The sequence below is a fragment of the Paenibacillus sp. LT-B23 genome (genome assembly GCF_059417685.1).
Genome location: NZ_JBSQBM010000012.1, coordinates 13808 through 31331 on the forward strand (window position 1 = coordinate 13808; position 17524 = coordinate 31331).

The window sequence follows — 17524 nt, forward strand, 5'->3', positions numbered from 1 at the left end:
CCTTTTCATTATCTATGGGAAACCAGGTGCGGGAATGTGTATCTATTAGCCTGACGGCAGCATTATCCGTCCCTGCCCGAATTATCGGAAAGCACGCAGTTGCAAGGGTCTGCGTCCGATAGCTCATTTTTTTTATTGCATCAAAATTGTAAAAACTCATTGAGCTTACTTTCAGGCTCTTCACCATTTTCTACACGTTTTATATTATTGACAAAAAAGTCATATCTTTTCTTATGAAATTTCCGGCCATCAGGCATTCCTGCTGTATGGGGCGTAAGGATCACATTCCCCAGATTCCGGAGCTCACTGTCCAAAGGAAGCGGCTCAGTTTCAAACACATCTAAGCATGAGCCGGCAATATCCCCGTTTTTTAGAGCATCAATCAAGTCTCGTTCGTTGACAATCCCGCCGCGGGCCGTATTGATAAACAAAGCGGTTTTCTTCATTTTTTGAAATATCGTTTTGTTGATCAACTGCTTGGTTTGCGAATTCAAGGGCAAGTGTACACTGACGATGTCCGATGTGCTTACAAGAGTATCAAAATCCGTCATTTTCACAAAACCGTCCGATTGTGCAACGGAATTTCTCTTATAAGCCAGCACCCTCATATCAAACACTCGGCAAAGCTCAGCTACTTTTTTTCCAATAGCGCCCAAACCGATAATCCCAATGGTTTTCCCTTCTAATTCATATCCGGTATAGTCCAAATGATGTTCATCCATCCTGTTTTTCATGAATGCATCCAGAAACGGTATGTTTTTAAAATAAGACAAGATCAGCGCCATAACGTGCTCAGCTACTGCCTGTGCATTCACGCCTGCAGCATTGGCCACCCAAATGTTACGTTGTGTGCAGGCAGGGATATCCACATTATCAAATCCTGCACCTGTCTGTAAGCGCACAACGGGCTACACCTTTATTTTTTTGCCGGACAATCCCTTTAATTTGCCAACAATATCTGACCTTCTGCATCCTACCCTCATGGATTTGGTGGGATTCGGAAACCTTATAGCCTTTATCCCTTTTGGTATATTCATCCCATTGTTATATCGGATCTCCTTTATTCGCTTCATTACATTGTTCTTTCTGGCGATTATTGTGATGGAAACCATACAGGCACTATCGTTTCTGGGCAGCTTCGACATTAACGACGCACTTCTGAATTCATTAGGCGCAGCAGTCGGTTTTGGGGCGTACAAGCTTGGTTTTCGTTCAAGCAATATTCGGCGCAATATTGTAATAACCTCCATTTCCTGTATGGTTTTGTTTCTAGGGGGATGGGGATTATCTGGGATTTTGGATAAAGCGTTAACCAAAGAAGAAGGTCCCTTTGTGGCGATAAATGAATTGATAGACAGTTCCGGAAATATATCAACTGGTAACAATGTAAATAGCTTTAGAATAAGCGGTCAAGACATAAAACCCCGCTTTAATATGTATGGCGTTGAAGGTAGGAATAGGAATATAGAGACGTTTACGTATAAGTATAAAGAGCAGATGATATTCTCTTTGTATTATGGAACGCATGAACCAGCGGATTATTCGGGAAGCGTTAGGGTTTCCGTTGATGGACAAGAAGTATTAAATAGTTCTGGAGAAGATCAACGTCTTAATCCCGAGCTGTTCCCGGCAATGTTTAAAATTCCTATTGAAGTAGGTGGTCAACTCACGATAACTATCGAGGGGAACGAAAAAATATGGGATGTCGGATATAGGAAGATGCAATATTTTTGGAATTGAGTCCACTGATTAAATTCGACTTACGAGGACTTCATCATTCCCAAGGCCGATTCGGACTAGGATGTGCGACGGGTGCTGAAAAAGGCGGGCATCAGTTCTCGGCCGGGGACGGTTACGCCATTATTGCCATGGTGGAAAAAGGCCTGGGCAGCAGCATCCTCCCGGAGCTGGTCACCCGGTTCCAGCATGAGCATGTAGCCATGCTTGGGCTGAAAGAGCGCAGCTTCCGTTCCCTTGGCCTCGCGGGTCAACTCGATGAAATATGCTTCACCAGCAACGCGGCGGTTTCTGCAGCATGTGCAGAGCTGGTCGTCCGGCCAGGGAGTGATTTGACCCAGTAAATATGCACACAAAAGGCATGTTTTCGAAACTGAAAACATGCCTTTTTGCCAATGGTCATCATTTGCTTAATTTTCGTCCTTCGTTGTCAAGAAACAACAGCTCGTAGTATTTTTTTGGCCGCCCTTTACTGTTGTCCCGTTTTTCAAATACCGTTTGTACGTACTTACTTTCTTCAATTTTGTTAAGGATACGGTTTGCACCTCTGACGGTCATGGACAGGCATTCGGCAACATCCTCAGAGGATAATTTATTGGTTCTCATGATTTCTGCATAGGACATGATTTTTTGCAAATTGATGTTGTTGATTCCGATCCTTTTGGCTAACGCAATGATTTCCGGGTCCCCCTGTTCGGAGAACTGGATGACATTCATGCTCCGCATGGGGCCGACAACCTTCTGGTTCTCGTCTATAAAAAAGCTGCAACTGCCCGTAAAGGCCTCCGCCTGTCTGTGAGCTTTGGTAGCGTTGACGTTCGCTTGAAAATATTCATGCCCCGAGCCCCACCCAATCTTCACCTTGTCGCTTATGCGCTCTTCCAGATATTCCAGCAGGGTGCAGTTATGCGCGTTAGAGGTGATCCTCATGAAATTTCCGTAGGTAGTGTACAGTCTGACAAAGCCTTCTGAAATTTGGGCCGTGTCTGCCAGATTCATGCTGTGCAGAAACCTGCCGACAAGGACTTTTAGCTCATGAAGCTGCTCTTCAGAGGGTGGCTGCTCTGCTATGGCCGATAAGCATGCAACAACTGCCCTCTGGTTCTTAAGCTTGAGGATGGTAATTTCGTTGATGATCTCGCTTATGGTCTCTTTGACGTTCTCCAAGGTGGGGCGGATTAAGATATATCTGACTCCGTGCTTTTGCAGTTCCGGGACAAAATGGCCGAACGCCGTGATGGACAGGTCTATTTTCTCATCTTCCCACAGCGTGATATGGTTCTCCAGCATGGTCTCCACCCGTTTGAGCAAATCTCCGCTGTCAATGGGTTTGCCCTCATGAGTCAGGTATTGCTGGAATTCGCTGAAAGACTCGATGATATACGCATAATCCACATAGATCCGAGAGATATCCAGCCCATGTTCTGTAACCAGCAGCCGGAAAAGCTCCCTGTACAGCAGGTTCTCATCATCCTGCAAAATGTGAACAGGCACCTTGTCATCCAGGCTTTCCTTATCGATGGACTCGTAAAGCATCCTGCCGCTGATCACAAATCCATCCACCGAATCCAGGTTTTTGAGATAGATGTCTGTTGTTTCCCGTAAATTGCTGATGGTAAGAAACCGGAACTGGCATAAGGTCCGCATTTCTTCTTCAATGGCGCGGAAATAGTCCATATGGGTCTCAGGCGTGATAATACCCAGCTTGATTTTCATAATAAATTCCTTTCATTAACAGTCCAATCAAAAGAGTTATATCACAATAAATGTGATATTACAATGTTCCGGCAGTCTCCAAAACAATGTTCTTAAAATGTCTTAATATCTCTTGACAGTGAATAAAAATGCCAGTACGATAAAAATGTTCTTAAAAAGTCTTAAAATAAAAAGGGGGAATGGTAACTCTGTTCTAACGTTCATTTAATTTGTGCTTTGGGAGATGTTCATTGTGAGTGAAGAAGCTGAAGAATTTTGGAGTATGGCTCATCAACTGCAGGACAAATTGGTCATGTACAGGCATCACCTTCATGCGGTTCCGGAACTTGATCTAAGTTTGCCCAAGACAACTGCATATGTAAAAGAGGCCTTGGAGTCGATGGGCCTTAAGCCCGCTTCAGTAGGAGAATCAGGTTTAATGGTTACCATTGGCGGACAGCATGACGGGAAGGTGGTTCTTATCCGTGCGGATATGGACGGGCTGCCCATTCAAGAAGAAACGGAGCTGTCTTACGCATCGTTGAATGGAAACATGCATGCTTGCGGTCATGACATGCATACTTCCATGCTGCTGGGAGCTGCGGAGATCCTAAAGGCCAATGAAGCGCAGATTCGCGGGACGGTTAAGCTTATGTTTCAGCCGGGTGAAGAGACGCTGCACGGGGCGAAAATGATGCTTGAGAGCGGGATTCTCGACAATCCCAAGGTGGATGCAGCCATGATGCTTCACGTATTGACTGGAATGCCGCTTCCTACCGGACAATTTGTAGTGCCTGAGGAAGGTGGAGCGATATCTGCTTCTTCAGATTGGTTCGAAATCATCATCCGCGGAAGGGGCTCACATGGCGCAATGCCCGAGGCCGCAGTGGACCCCTTAAATGTAGCGGCTCATCTTCATCTGGCGCTGCAGGGTATCCTTAGCCGGGAAATATCGCCGATTGATAATGCAGTGCTTACCATTGGCGTGATGGAAGGCGGAAGTACAAACAACGTGATTCCCGATATGGCCAGAATGAAAGGCAGTGTACGTACCTTTAACGCCGCATTGCGGGATAAAATGGAGACCCGTATCCGTGAAATTTCCGCAGGGATCGGAGAAACTTTCCAGGCCAAGGTGGAAGTGATCTATACGAGGGGATGTCCTGAGGTGAAAACGGACAGCGGGCTGAACCGGCAAATGAGAACGACGATTGCCAACACTTTTGGCGCGAATTCCTTCATCGGTATAACCCAACTGGTATCCGGTGGTAAATTAATGGGATCAGAAGACTTCGCATTTGTATCACAGGCGGTGCCAAGTACCACAGTGTTCCTTAACGCAGGCAATGCCGAAGAAGGTTACAGATACCCTGTACACCATCCAAAGACGATGTTCTCGGATGAGGTGCTTCATAGAGGGGCTGCGGCTTACGCTGCTTTTTCCAGAGATTGGCTTGAAAGTAATAGATAAGTTCTAAACCAAACTTAGGAGGAATTAAAATGACAGAGAGACGTATGATTGGACCTACCAAATTTGAAGAGTACTCGGAGAAATACAAGGAATTCCTGTTAATGACCCGCCGTGACGGAATCATCGAAGTGCGGCTTCACACGGATGGAGGGCCGTACAAGCATTCCTGGGAAGCCCATACCGCATGGTCCCATGCCTGGTCAGATATTGGCCGCGACCCGGAGAACGAAGTTATGATTATATCAGGTACAGGGGATAAATGGGTGATCGGGGACCCGGAGGTCTGGAATACGAAATTTATGGATTGGCCGAAGCAAAAGAAGCTCGAACAGTACCATGAATCATTGAGACTGCTTGAGAATTTGATCTTCTGCATTGACATCCCGACCATCGGGGCGGTCAACGGTCCGGGAACGCACTGTGAACTTGCAACACTCTGCGATATTACCATTTGTACGGAAGACGCTGACTTTTTCGATCCGCATTATCTGGGAGGCACGCCTCCAGGAGATGGAATGCTGCTTACACTGCAGAGCATGATCGGTTTCAAAAAAGCAGCCTACTACGCATACACCGGCAAGAATATCAATGGTCAAACCGCCTTGGATCTGGGTATCGTCAGTGAAGTCTTGCCCCGTGAGCAGCTTCTTCCACGCGCTTGGGAGCTCGCGGAGATGATCATGCAGGCACCGCGTTCAACGAGACATCTGTCTCACTCCATTATCTCCCGTCCATGGAAGCAGGCCCTGGTCAGTGATCAAGGTTTCCAGCTTGCCCACCAAATGTACGACATGGCTATTGATGAAGAAGGGGCGCTGGAGCGGCTGAAGAAAATGCAGGGACGCCTAATGGGCAAAGATGTTCAATAGAAAGATGACGGGACCTACACGGTTCGAAGAATACTCGGAGAAGTACAAGGACTTATTCCTCATGACCCGCCGCGGCGGTATTCTCGAAGTGCGTATGCATACTAACGGGGGACCGTTACAATTCGATTGGCCGGTCCAAGCAGCATATGGTCATGTATGGTCAGATATTGGCCGTGATCCTGAGAATGAGGTCATGATCCTAACAGGGACAGGAGAGTTGTGGCAGATAGGCAATCCTGAAGTCTGGACCACCAAATTCATGGATTGGCCGAATCGCCAGAAGCTGGAAATGTACCATGAGTCACTAAGAATGATTGAAAATATGATTCATTGCCTTGACATCCCTACGATTGGGGCGATCAATGGCACAGGCTCACATTGGCAGCTGGGGACGCTTTGTGATATTACCATTTGCGCGGAAGACACAGCGTTCTTCGATGCCCATTACCTGGGCGGTATTCCTCCTGGAGATGGAATGGTTCTGGCACTTCAAAAGATACTGGGAAGCAAGAAAGCGGCATACTACGCATACACGGGAATGAACATTACTGCCCAAGATGCATTAGAGCTCGGTCTGGTCAGTGAGGTGCTGCCTCGTGAACAGCTTCTTCCACGGGCATGGGAGCTGGCAGAAAGCATTATTCAGGCCCCCCGCTCGGTGAGACATCTTACTCATTCGATTGTGTCGCACCTGTGGAAACAAGCTCTTGCAGAGGATCAAGGTCTCCAGCTTACTCACCAATTGTATGACATGGCCATTGATGAAGAGGGAATTCATGAGCGGCTGATGAAGATCAAGGAACGTTTTCAGAGGAGTGGGCAATAGTCGGAAAGGATGTATGGGTGCTATGAGATCGTTGACTGAACTCTATAAGATTGGCAGTGGACCGTCCAGCTCCCATACCATGGGGCCGGAGAAAGCGGCCAGAATCTTCAAATCAGAAAATGAAGATGCAGACCAATTTAAGGCGTTGATTTATGGTTCCCTTGCCAAAACAGGTAAAGGCCATATGACGGACAAAGCTATTATTAGAGCACTGTCACCCGTTAGGGCGGAGGTTCAATTTGTTCCGCAGGCAGATTTTGTTCTGCCCCATCCCAATACCATGGACTTGTTCGCTTACAAAGGCGGGCGGCAAACCGCATCCATGCGTGCTATCAGTATCGGCGGCGGGGATATCGTGATTGAGGGGCGGGAGGAGACGCATAGGCCTGATGTTTACCAGGAGAACAGCTTTGCAGAGATCAGTACCTTTTGTAAAGCGAATCATATCCGGCTAAGCGATTACGTCGAGCAGCGTGAAGGCAAACAGATCTGGGAATTCCTCCAAGGAATCTGGGAAGCGATGAAGTATTCGATCGACGAAGGGCTGTCCGTCACAGGTATTCTGGAAGGCGGTCTTAATGTCGAACGCAAGGCGAAATATCTCTATCATCAGGGGCATGTGGATGAGAGCCCGGAGACACGGGAGAACCGGATCGTCAGCGCATACGCTTTCGCCGTCAACGAACAGAATGCCGCCGCCGGCACAGTCGTAACGGCTCCGACCTGCGGAGCCAGCGGTGTTGTCCCTGCCTCGCTCCGTTATATGCAGGAGAAGATGCGGGTCCCGGACGAACAGATTCTCAGGGCTCTGGCCGTCGGAGGGCTCATGGGCAATCTGGTCAAGCAGAACGCCTCCATCAGCGGCGCTCAGTGCGGCTGCCAGGCAGAGGTTGGCACGGCTTGCTCGATGGCATCAGCTGCACTGGCTGAACTGTCTGGTATGGAGATCGATCAGATTGAGTATGCGGCGGAGGTTGCCATGGAGCACCACTTGGGATTAACCTGTGATCCGATTAACGGACTGGTTCAGATTCCTTGCATTGAGCGGAATGCTGTCGGTGCGATGCGGGCGATCAATGCGCTGAGTCTGGCCAAATTCTTGTCTGGTACCCGTAAGATATCCTTTGATTTGGTTGTACAGACCATGTATGAGACAGGCCTGGATATGAACAGTAGTTACCGCGAAACTTCAGAGGGCGGGCTCGCTAAGCTCTATAAAATGGACAGCTAAATGATGCGATGATGGGGCATTAATTCCATTCTTGTGTAATGAGACGAAGAACGTCCCTTCTGCCAACCGGCAGCAAGGGACGTTCTTTTTGGGGAGGCTATGTAAGGCGGTCTGCTGCGGTCTCAGCATGGTCGAGCCGGTAGTCTGACCAAGGCAGAGTTGGTCGTCCGGCAAGAAGTGATTAGACGGGGCACAACTGGGATGAGAAAATGTATGCGTGTACACGCAGCAGTGGATTAAGTAAAGGAGGATTACGAATGAACCAGCTACGCATTGGAGTGATAGGTTATAAATTCATGGGCAATGCCCACAGCAATGCCTACCGCAGTCTGCCGATGTTCTTCCAGGGCTTATTTCGACCGGATTTATTTTTATCATACTACATAGTAGTGTGCTGGGTAGTTGTTTTTAACTGTTTAGGTAGTGACTGTTATCAACGCAAATTTTCCATATAGATGATCATATATTCGGACAAAAGAGTCACATGGCTATACTAGGATGTGAGAAATTAATTATGATGTGATCCTCATCCCTAGGCAATATGAGGTAGAAGGATACGATGCCATTATAAAATTGTATATGAATACGTCGATTACGGGAGATTGAATAAGAAACTCTAATAATGTTAGTATTCACGACAACACGCTCCAATCGAGAGAATGGGAAAAACGACAACCTTTCTCGTGATTTAGGCGGAAGTGAAAAACGTCAAGCTTTTTTTTGAAGAAAAGTATCTACAGTTTCCCAGCGTGCAATAGGTAAGGAATGTAAAAATCCTCCTACAATGTAGGAGGGTGCACGATGGTTCAAGGAACCCCCCTTGTCCCATCTGCCTCGGCGGATACCGAGAGGCTATACTTTTCCAAAGCAGGGCTGTTACTTATGCTCGGCAAATCGCCACCAAGCCACTGTTCCGGCGAATCCTGCTAGTCCTGTGGCAGCCAGTATCGCCATGCTGCTCCAGTGGAGCTCGGCTCCGGTTAGCAGCAGGACTGGAATCGTCCATGGGAAATAAGGTCCGAAGCCCAACTGCACGACTACATTGGAGACGATGACGATGACAAAGGTGACTCCGATCGGTGCGAGGTAGCCTCGGGTGAGATTGGCGATGAAAGCGCTCGTCGTGCTGACGAGCATGATCAGCAGGCAGGCGGCCATGAATGGCCAGAAAACATGCAAGATGGCTGATACGGATCCTCCGCCGACGCCAATCAGGGAACCCGCGCCTGCGATGACCGTAAAGGTGAAAATAGCCATTCCTGTATTCCAGATCGCGATGGCGATAAATTTGGCCAATACCGTATAGGTCTTGGGGACCGGCTTCACAAGGATGTCCTTGATGGTATTGTTAGTGTACTCCACTCCAAATACCCAGGCGGAGGTGAATGAAAATCCTACGACGAGCAAGGCACCTATGGAGCCGAGCAGCTCTGCGAAGTAGTCTTCCCAGTGCGCTGCGGAGCTGTTGAACATAGCAATCATCAGGGGCAATGCCGTAAAGGCCCCGAGCATAACCCAAAAGACGACAGAACGCCCTATTTTACGAGCTTCGTTGTGAAGGAGAGAAAGGAGCTTCATGCCTGCTTCCTCCCCTCTGTACGGATCATGCGCAAGAAATAACCTTCCAGATCTTCCGTCACGACGCTCAGATGAGTCGGCGGCTGGCCCATTCGCACTAAAATTTCTGCGATTTTCTCCGGCTGTGTGATCGCGCGGCCTTCTGCCAAGGCCAAGCGCCCGTCCGCGGCTTCTTCATAGCTGTACCCATGCTCTGTAAGAATACGCATCAGGGCAACGCGATTGCGTCCGTCCAAGATGACGCTTTTTTTCAGGGCTTGCTCCATTTGGCTTACCTTCATATCCTGGATGAGCTGCCCTTTGTGCATGATGCTTATACGGTCCACCAGCTTGGATAATTCCTCTAACAGGTGGCTGGAGATGAGGATGGTGACGCCGCGATTGCGCGACAAGTCGAGCAGCAGCTCCCGGATTTCGACAACACTGGCCGGGTCAAGTCCGTTGATCGGCTCGTCCAGTATCAATACCTCCGGGTTGTGGATCATAGCCTTTGCCAATCCTAACCGTTGTTTGTTTCCGAGGGAAAGCGTTCTGGCCTTCTTGTCCTGATGAGCGCCCAGATCAAGCTGCTCGATGACGCGAGCAATGAAATTGCGGTCGGAGATCAGGTGCATCCTGCGGGCAATGTCCAGATTTTCCGTAACCGTAAGTTCCGGATAAAAAGTTGCCTCCTCTAAATAGCCTACCTTTTCCCATAGCTTATAATTGCCAGCGTCAACCTTGCTCCCCAACATGTAAATGCTGCCGGAAGATGGTCTCAGCAGGGACAGGAGCATTTTGATGGTCGTGGTCTTGCCGGCGCCGTTCAGGCCAAGGAATCCGACAACTTCTCCCCGGTTCACCTCCAATGAAAGATTGCGCACGGCCGGGTAATTGCCGAAGTTTTTGCTGACATTTTCAAGATGGATGGCGTTGGCACTGACCATTTTTTCGGTTTTGCTTGTTGTCATTTCATAACCTCTCTTTATAATGGGATAAGCAGAACTTTAATCGCTGAATATCAACTGAACCTCAAGCGATGTGGCAAATCGGGGTTGATGTTCGGTTTACTTTGGAAGAGTATAATCATGTTGCGGTGGAGGGAGGAATACGCAGTGTTCGATATTCTTGTGGTCGAAGATGATGCCAATACGCAAAAGCTGCTATGTGCTGTGCTCAAGCATGGAGGCTTTAATGCCCATCCGGTTAAAAACGGGCTTGAAGCGCTGAGCAGGATGGAGGAGCGGCGATTTGACCTGATTGTGCTGGACCTGATGATGCCGGAGATGGACGGTTATCAATTATGCGAGGAATTGCGCAGCGTCAGGGACAATATTCCGATCCTGATGGTCACGGCTATGTATGAAATGACGGACAAGCACCAGGGCTTCCTTGCCGGTACGGACGATTACATGACCAAGCCATTCGACGGACAGGAGTTGCTGTTCCGCATCAAGGCGCTGCTGCGAAGGGCGCAGATTGCCAGCGAGCACAAACTCGTGTTGGGAGATACTATTTTGGATTACAACGCTTTAACGGTTACAAGAGGATCGGAGCAAACATGTCTGCCCCAAAAGGAGTTTCATCTGCTGTTTAAGCTGATGAGCTCTACCGACAAAATTTTTACCCGTCTGCATTTATTGGAGGAAATTTGGGGACTGGAAACCGAGATCGATAGCCACACCCTGAATGTCCATATCAATCGTTTGCGCGACAAATTCAGGGACAACTCTGATTTTGAAATCGTGACGGTGCGCGGGTTGGGATACAAGATGGTGAAGCGCGCGTGAAAGGGATGAGCAGGATGCCGAGCAGGAAAAGGTTTCTTTCACAAAAAATCAGTCTGGCGTTTTCCTTGGTTGCGTTGGTGTTTGTGGTCATGGTGTTATCTATGGGTTCTGCAGGTTTGCTTGCTTTTTTGCTTTATCGGGCAGGTCTGCTTGACATGAATCAGCCGGAACCCATTCGCGGGGTGTATGTGTTGTTATATATCAGCCTCTTTCTGGGGGTGGGGATTGCCGCGCTGTTGAGCAGGCGCTCGGTCAGGCCGATCCGGGAAATGATGGAAGCCACCGGGAAGGTGGCAAAAGGGGATTTTTCCGCCGAGGTGAGGGCGAGGGGAAGCATTGTGTTTGAGCTGGATGCACTGGCGGCTAGCTTTAACACAATGGTGCAGGAACTGAAAGGGATTGAGACATTGCGCGGCGATTTCGTGCGGAACTTCTCCCATGAATTCAAGACCCCCATTGCCTCTATCAGCGGCTTCGCCAAATTGCTGAAAAAGGGTGGCCTCAGCGAGGAAGACAAACAGGAATACCTGGACAGCATTATCCAGGAATCCGATCGTTTGGTCGGCTTATCGACCAGCATTCTCAACTTGTCGAAGGTAGAAAATATTGAAATCGTAAGCGAAAAGTCCGCCTACCGCTTGGACGAGCAAGTCAGGCTGGCAATTCTGATGCTGGAGCCGAAGTGGAGTGCCCGAAACCTCAATTTGGAGCTTGATTTGGACGAAGAGATCGAGATGTGCAGCAATAAAGATTTGATTCAGCAGGTGTGGATTAATTTGTTGGATAATGCGATCAAGCATTCGCACAGCGGAGGGACGCTAAAGATTGGCTTACGGCAGTTCGGAGGGGAGGCGGTGTTTCGGCTTGAGGACCAAGGAAGCGGGATGAGCAAAGAGACGATGCGGCGGATGTTTGACAAGTTTTATCAAGGCGATGCTTCGCGCGCAACGGCGGGCAACGGACTCGGATTAACGCTGGTGAAGCGCATCGTCGAATTGTGCGAAGGATCGATTGAGGTAGAAAGCGAGCTTTATCGAGGTTCAATTTTTACGATCAGGCTGCCTTTGGGGGCAGACATTTCGAATCTAGCCTATAACGTGCAAAATGGGTTTGCCAGCATGCCAAGAACAAGATAAAGAACGATAAAATTCTGATGCAGTTGCCGGTTAGCATCGCCGAGGTAAAAGGTCTTGTCGGTGCCGCAGTCCCCGGTGACGGGGCACCGGGGACGAGGACCCCTTGCGTTGGGAATGAAAGATGGAGCTAATGCGATTGATCAATTACTAATGAAATGGGTCTTGCTATGGTCAGGTCGAAAGGACAGGATCGAAAGGAGGACATCCTTGAGGCAGGTTTGGAGGTATTCGCCCAGCGCGGATATTATAACACGACGACTGCCCTTATCGCAGAAAAGGCCGGAATCTCTCAACCTTATGTATTTCGTTTCTTTCCGACGAAGGAGGAGCTTTTCATTGCCGTTTTGAATCGGGCGTTTGATCGAATCCTCCAAACGTTTATAAATGTCGAATCGAGTCCGGAGCAACTGGGCAGCGACTTGGTCAAAGCCTATGAAGAATTATCGGTCCTATATCCCAATGAGATTGCTTTACAGGTGATCGGCATTGGCATCATCGAAGAAGCGATCCGGGCTGCCGCCAAAGCGGGGTTATCCCGCATCAGAACGTATGCCCTGGAATGGTTTAAAGCAGCAGGCATATCCGATGCAGAGAGAAATGCAACTGTTTTTATCGCGATGGGCATGATGTGCAACATTTCTTGCTTTTTGGATCTGCCGGAGCTTTTTGCGTTTAACGAAAATAAATAATCTTCCAAGGTTTATTTATTTTATTAAAAAGTAATTGATCAATCAATATCTTTGTCCTAGATTTTTGTTATTGACTAATCAATAATTCGAGCCGCCGCTCAGCTCAGCCAGATTCAGTTGGCCTCCAATGCCATCTGGGAGATCAAAGAAACGCTGATTCACACATCGAGTCGCAACGAGCAGGCCGCTGAATCCTCTAAGCAAGCCTCCGAACTCGCGCAGGCCAGTGAAACGGTTGTCACGGAAACAATTGAAACCATCAAAAGGCTGGACGAGACTGTCAATGATTCGGCAGATGCCGCGAAAACGCTCGAAAGTCAATCCAAAAAAATCGTTGAAGCGATTGAGCTGATCTCCTACATTTCGCAGAAAAGTAAGCGTCAAATAGCCCCCAGCGCGCCTAGCCAAGCTAGGCACAACTAGGTGATGAAAGTTCAGCCGAGGTAGGGACCAAGCCGCCTCGTAGCTAGCAGGCAGACGTCAGAGAAATCTGGTGGCTGAAGCCTTGTGAAAACTGCGCAAAGCGTAGTCGCAAAACCGCAGGCCGTAACAACCGTGAATCCTGCCGCATCGTCAATTGAAACCCGAAAGGGACAAGGGAGTGTCGAGCCTCGTGGGGTGCAGGCGAAGACCATGGAACACGCGAAGAACTTGGAATGCAGCGTGAAAGAACTCTCCGGTGTAGAGGGATCGGCATGTGGTGAAAGTTGTGTCTGGAACTAGCGAGACCCTCCCCCGCACGGCGGCCAGTCGCCGTAAACGGCAACCCTATAAGCAGCCTAAAATGCGAAATGGCGAGCCGCGGGAAGGGAGTCGGAGAGGGCCATACTGCGTGCGTGGCAGCACGATCATCAGGTGGGTTAAAGTCCCGCTGAGTCTCGGACTAGGGGACTCATATCCAAACTCGGGAGTAATGTCTCGTGGGCCGGCAAGTTTTTTTTTGCCGGAGGGCAGGGCGTCTGCCGCGAGGCAGAGTCTGAAGGGCTTGAGGAGAAGTACCAGGCCGTAGTGAAACGGGGCTACCCGAATTGCGAACCGGTCGGCCAAAGATGGGGCAAGGTCGAGTCTGCACTATGGAGACGAAGGCGTTCTAGTCCACCCATCGCACCAAGGTGTGTGCGGACGGCATGGTACGGAAGATGACGATGTGACCCACGGAGATCTCGTCGTGTCTGAAACGAATGCACTTGCAGGACGAGTGGTTAAACAAAGTCGAAGCGGTCGCGCCGCGCCCGCCGCTTCAAAAGAATGCGCGGCAGTTTCAGTAACGGATGCTATAAGGAAACCCCGAAGTGCATACCGAACGCATGGCGAGAAGTCGGAGAGCTGCGTATTACTTCAGGACGGACGAACAACAGAAACGTCCGGATCAGCCGCCATGGTGCGGTTGGCCTTTGCTCACTCAAAAGGTGACGCAGAAGGGGGAAGGCGGCTCGCTTTATGGAGACCGGAACTGGAATGAGTTTCGCGAGTAGGCGGCAAGGAACGGAAAGTTCCCTATGTGAAAGACCCAGAACTTGCAGCGGAGGACACGAGACGCATGAAAGCAGAAGGCACAGGAAGAAAAGTTCATTCGTTAATTGACAAGGTGTATCACCGAACAAACTTGGGAATGGCATGGGAATCGGTGAGAGCAAACGGAGGCAGCGGAGGCATCGACAAGGTCTCAATCCCGGCATTCCAAGCAGCAGCCGAGGCGGAACTGGAACGATTGCATGAAGAACTTCAAATGGATTGAACATGATGAAGAAATAAGCGAGATAATAGGGGAGAAGGGCTTTTGGGGAGTTCTCTACTCTACAAATTCATTAACAGATACAGTGGAAAGCTGTATGAAAGTTACTATCGAGAATTTAACTAATGCTTCAGCAGAGAAGATCATTATATAACGCTCAACTAACGGGAAACGTTAGCGCAGAAAACACATCATGAGGCCGCCGCAGACCAATCGGGCGACCTCATTAAGCTAACGGGCAGGTTAGTGAAGAACCCCCATTAATTTAATTTGGTGGGCCTCTTATCATTGTGGTATCGCGTTAGTAAATGTTAAAAAAGGTTTTTGGTCACTTTTTGAGTTAAATGTTCTATTTTCGGCATCAACACTTCATCATCAATTGCTGTCAGCTTTTCGGGCTTAAACAACTGAATCCTCTTTAATTGAAAATAATCATATAAAACTTGTTGAACCGTGAATTGATTGGTCATCAGAAATTTAACATCGAACATCCCTCTTAGAATTTCATCCTGCTTTATTAATAGCCTGCCGTTAAGTTTATTGAAAATCCCTTTTTGTTTACCTTCCTCAAAGAAAGCCAGTATCTTCTCTTCTCGCTCCTTCATAGCTTCATTAAAGCGATCAAATAAATCCGGGTAACTGGTTTCGAGGTCCTGAAGGATAATATCCGAGAAATAAACGACTAGAGATATGGTTTGTTCAAATATTTGCAAAAAACGAGTACCGAAACTTTGAACCGAATCCAAAGGGTTGTGAGTCAGTTCCTTCATGTATTCAATAAAACCATCTACGATGAACTCGACAATTTCTTCCTTGGTTGAGAAATACTTATATAAAGTCGCTCGGCTTATTTCCATTACTCTAGAAATTTCGTCCATCCGAACGGACTGAAGGCCATTTTTTCGTAAATAAGGAAGCAACTTATTCATAAGCTTAGCTCGTGTTTCGTTTTTTTTATCTGATATCTGGCTATTCACATAAAGCCCCCCTTACTTTTATTATAACCGGAATTTCGCTTTCGGCACAAATATATTTTGCATATTATACATAAATGATTAAAAGTGTTTACTGTGTAAATGTATTTATGCTAAGATGTAACTCGAAGCTAAAACATATAAAAAGCGAGGAACTAAAATGAAAACGCAAAAACTCGGTCATAGCGATATCGTCGTTTCTTCTATCGGATTGGGTATGATGGGAATGTCCCCCGGCATATATGGCGCCATTGATGATGTGGAGTCCATTAAAACCATTCATCGGGCGCTTGATCTCGGGGTAACTTTGCTTGATACTGCTGATACATATGGCAACGGCCATAATGAGGAGCTATTAGGAAAAGCGTTGAAGGGACGAAGAGAACAGGCAATTGTCGCTACCAAGTTTTCGTATGGTCCAAATTGGGAATTCATCGGAGGACACCCGGACTATGTAAAGAAAGCTATTGATGAAAGCCTTCGACGTCTTGGTCTCGATTATATCGACCTGTATTATCAACATGCGGTAGATCCTAATGTTCCAATTGAGGAGACAGTTGGTGCTATGGCTGACTTAGTTAAAGCAGGTAAAGTACGTTATCTTGGTCTTTCTAATGGCCTAAATGGATCAGTTATTAGTGCATCTACACTTCGTAAAGCGCATGAAGTACACCCTATTTCCGCAGTCCAATCGGAATACTCCATTTGGAGTCGGGAAATTGAAGAAGAAGCTCTACCTACCGTAAAAGAATTAGGAATCACACTTGTAGCTTACAGTCCTCTAAGCAGAGGCTTTATTACGGGGGAACGTCATATGAATGAGAACTTCCAAGCTGATGATATGCGCAATCTTTTTACACGTTACAAAGGTGAGAACTTTCAAAAGAATATTAACATCGTTGATAAACTAGCGGCAATCGCCAAAGAAAAGAACTGTACGGTACCTCAACTAGCAATAGCATGGACAGTAGAAAGAGGCACATTGCCGATTCCTGGTACGAAACGCCGTAAATATTTGGAGGATAATATCAAGGCACTTGATATTCATCTTACGTCTGATGATTTTGCTCGTATTGATGCTGTTAGTCCAAATGCGTTTGGTGGTCGTTATTAATAGTAGTATCCTGTTGCGGAATAATGCTAAATATAAATCCTAATCACAGCGGATGTTGATGTAGTGCAGATTACGATCGAAGTTTTAAAAGTAAGGGCGAGTAAGCTAACGGGAAACGTTAGTTCAACGACAACAGCAGCAGTCTAAGACTTTATTTATCAAGTATGGATTCGCTGCTGCTTTTATTTATGGATCAGTCTATAACTTATTTTTCAAAAGCTAAAGATTCTTTAATTCAAAAACCGCGTTGAATTAATGACTCCAGTCTAATACTTTATTTTCACCGAACATTTTCATCATGAAGGTGACATCCGTAGAATTTATCGTGGAGTTCAATGAGCAATAATAGGAATCAAAAAGTATGAATGATTAAAAACCAATCTTTTCAACCATGGGCAGGGCAGATGCTAAAGAAATATGGTCCAATAAAGGAGCTATAATGCTGGGAATTGTAGGCCTCCTGCTGGCAATAGCAATTTGGCAGAGGGTTGAAATAAACACTTATAAAACAAAGAAAGAAGAGTTTCAAGCTATGGAGGAAGTTGCTACTACCTGTGTTCGTAGTACTGGCAGGGTGTGCAACTTCCTCTGTACAAGAGAAAGTGAGTGATTCCCGAAAAATGAAACAACGGAATAGGAGCTAGTAATAGCCGTAGGGAAGCCGGATATCGGTATGTTTGATCCGAGGGGGGCATTTGCC

General features: G+C 47.6%; 20 protein-coding genes. 14 read left to right on the forward strand and 6 right to left on the reverse strand.

All coding sequences use genetic code 11. The annotated features are described in order from the left end of the window. Positions 1-140 precede the first annotated feature (140 nt). Positions 141-869, reverse strand: a complete 729-nt coding sequence (locus ACWXW9_RS15900; protein ID WP_494930185.1) for an NAD(P)-dependent oxidoreductase — start codon at positions 867-869, stop codon at positions 141-143. Here ACWXW9_RS15900 and ACWXW9_RS15905 point away from each other — a divergent pair. Both ACWXW9_RS15905 and ACWXW9_RS15910 read left to right on the forward strand, forming a co-directional pair. Beyond that, positions 850-1740, forward strand: a complete 891-nt coding sequence (locus ACWXW9_RS15905; protein ID WP_494930186.1) for a VanZ family protein — start codon at positions 850-852, stop codon at positions 1738-1740. The genes ACWXW9_RS15900 and ACWXW9_RS15905 overlap by 20 nt on opposite strands. After that, on the forward strand, positions 1731-2081 hold the full coding sequence (locus ACWXW9_RS15910; RefSeq protein WP_494930187.1) for a hypothetical protein: 351 nt from the start codon (positions 1731-1733) through the stop codon (positions 2079-2081). Before ACWXW9_RS15905 ends, ACWXW9_RS15910 begins: the two co-directional genes overlap by 10 nt. Positions 2082-2139: 58 nt before the next feature. Here ACWXW9_RS15910 and ACWXW9_RS15915 read toward each other — a convergent pair whose 3' ends face one another. Further along, entirely contained in the window at positions 2140-3453 is a 1314-nt protein-coding gene (locus tag ACWXW9_RS15915; protein ID WP_494930188.1) for a transcriptional regulator, read from the reverse strand. 223 nt (positions 3454-3676) lie between these two features. On the opposite strand from ACWXW9_RS15915, the gene ACWXW9_RS15920 reads away from it, so the two are divergent. The 4 genes from ACWXW9_RS15920 to ACWXW9_RS15935 are packed head-to-tail and all read left to right on the forward strand — an operon-like array spanning position 3677 to position 7829. After that, complete coding sequence (locus ACWXW9_RS15920; protein ID WP_494930331.1) at positions 3677-4903, forward strand: M20 metallopeptidase family protein; 1227 nt, start codon at positions 3677-3679, stop codon at positions 4901-4903. Positions 4904-4932: 29 nt separating this feature from the next. Then, positions 4933-5772: an enoyl-CoA hydratase/isomerase family protein gene (locus ACWXW9_RS15925; protein WP_014278044.1), complete on the forward strand. Its 840-nt coding sequence runs from the start codon at positions 4933-4935 to the stop codon at positions 5770-5772. Then, the gene (locus tag ACWXW9_RS15930) at positions 5762-6598 is read left to right on the forward strand and encodes an enoyl-CoA hydratase/isomerase family protein (RefSeq protein WP_494930189.1); all 837 of its coding nucleotides are present in this window, start codon (positions 5762-5764) and stop codon (positions 6596-6598) included. The genes ACWXW9_RS15925 and ACWXW9_RS15930 overlap by 11 nt, the downstream gene beginning before the upstream one ends. 13 nt (positions 6599-6611) lie before the next feature. After that, positions 6612-7829 carry an L-serine ammonia-lyase, iron-sulfur-dependent, subunit alpha gene (locus tag ACWXW9_RS15935; RefSeq protein WP_494930190.1) on the forward strand — a complete coding sequence of 406 codons (1218 nt, stop codon included), beginning with the start codon at positions 6612-6614 and terminating at the stop codon, positions 7827-7829. Positions 7830-8705: 876 nt separating this feature from the next. Here the strand turns inward: ACWXW9_RS15935 and ACWXW9_RS15940 are convergent. Both ACWXW9_RS15940 and ACWXW9_RS15945 read right to left on the reverse strand, forming a co-directional pair. Further along, positions 8706-9407, reverse strand: a complete 702-nt coding sequence (locus ACWXW9_RS15940) for an ABC transporter permease (RefSeq protein WP_494930191.1) — start codon at positions 9405-9407, stop codon at positions 8706-8708. Then, the gene (locus ACWXW9_RS15945; protein WP_494930192.1) at positions 9404-10357 is read right to left on the reverse strand and encodes an ABC transporter ATP-binding protein; all 954 of its coding nucleotides are present in this window, start codon (positions 10355-10357) and stop codon (positions 9404-9406) included. The genes ACWXW9_RS15940 and ACWXW9_RS15945 overlap by 4 nt, the downstream gene beginning before the upstream one ends. Positions 10358-10501: 144 nt before the next feature. Between ACWXW9_RS15945 and ACWXW9_RS15950 the strand changes: the two genes are divergently transcribed. From ACWXW9_RS15950 to ACWXW9_RS15960, 3 genes are all read left to right on the forward strand, one after another. Next, entirely contained in the window at positions 10502-11176 is a 675-nt protein-coding gene (locus ACWXW9_RS15950; RefSeq protein ID WP_494930332.1) for a response regulator transcription factor, read from the forward strand. Positions 11177-11190: 14 nt separating this feature from the next. After that, a complete protein-coding gene (locus ACWXW9_RS15955; protein WP_494930193.1) occupies positions 11191-12312 on the forward strand; it encodes a HAMP domain-containing sensor histidine kinase in 1122 nt (373 codons plus the stop codon). A 167-nt stretch (positions 12313-12479) separates the two neighbouring features. Continuing rightward, positions 12480-13001 carry a TetR/AcrR family transcriptional regulator gene (locus tag ACWXW9_RS15960; RefSeq protein ID WP_014278036.1) on the forward strand — a complete coding sequence of 174 codons (522 nt, stop codon included), beginning with the start codon at positions 12480-12482 and terminating at the stop codon, positions 12999-13001. Between the two features lie 78 nt (positions 13002-13079). On the opposite strand, the gene ACWXW9_RS15965 is transcribed toward ACWXW9_RS15960, so the two are convergent. Then, positions 13080-13409, reverse strand: a complete 330-nt coding sequence (locus ACWXW9_RS15965) for a hypothetical protein (RefSeq protein WP_494930194.1) — start codon at positions 13407-13409, stop codon at positions 13080-13082. 760 nt (positions 13410-14169) lie between these two features. Between ACWXW9_RS15965 and ACWXW9_RS15970 the strand changes: the two genes are divergently transcribed. Genes ACWXW9_RS15970 through ACWXW9_RS15980 form a run of 3 tightly spaced genes read left to right on the forward strand, consistent with a single transcriptional unit; the run spans position 14170 to position 14890 of the window. Next, positions 14170-14463: a hypothetical protein gene (locus ACWXW9_RS15970; RefSeq protein ID WP_494930195.1), complete on the forward strand. Its 294-nt coding sequence runs from the start codon at positions 14170-14172 to the stop codon at positions 14461-14463. A 39-nt stretch (positions 14464-14502) separates the two neighbouring features. Then, positions 14503-14739, forward strand: coding sequence for a hypothetical protein (locus ACWXW9_RS15975; protein WP_494930196.1), 237 nt, complete (start codon positions 14503-14505; stop codon positions 14737-14739). Then, positions 14717-14890 (forward strand): hypothetical protein, encoded by a 174-nt coding sequence (locus ACWXW9_RS15980; protein WP_494930197.1) that lies wholly within the window; start codon positions 14717-14719, stop codon positions 14888-14890. The genes ACWXW9_RS15975 and ACWXW9_RS15980 overlap by 23 nt, the downstream gene beginning before the upstream one ends. A 157-nt stretch (positions 14891-15047) precedes the next feature. Here the strand turns inward: ACWXW9_RS15980 and ACWXW9_RS15985 are convergent, their stop codons facing one another. Continuing rightward, positions 15048-15713 (reverse strand): TetR/AcrR family transcriptional regulator, encoded by a 666-nt coding sequence (locus ACWXW9_RS15985; RefSeq protein WP_494930198.1) that lies wholly within the window; start codon positions 15711-15713, stop codon positions 15048-15050. A 157-nt stretch (positions 15714-15870) separates the two neighbouring features. Here ACWXW9_RS15985 and ACWXW9_RS15990 point away from each other — a divergent pair, with 157 nt between their 5' ends. Both ACWXW9_RS15990 and ACWXW9_RS15995 read left to right on the forward strand, forming a co-directional pair. Further along, positions 15871-16824, forward strand: a complete 954-nt coding sequence (locus tag ACWXW9_RS15990; RefSeq protein WP_494930199.1) for an aldo/keto reductase — start codon at positions 15871-15873, stop codon at positions 16822-16824. A 391-nt stretch (positions 16825-17215) separates the two neighbouring features. After that, positions 17216-17434 carry a hypothetical protein gene (locus ACWXW9_RS15995; RefSeq protein ID WP_494930200.1) on the forward strand — a complete coding sequence of 73 codons (219 nt, stop codon included), beginning with the start codon at positions 17216-17218 and terminating at the stop codon, positions 17432-17434. The last annotated feature ends 90 nt before the right edge of the window (positions 17435-17524 follow it).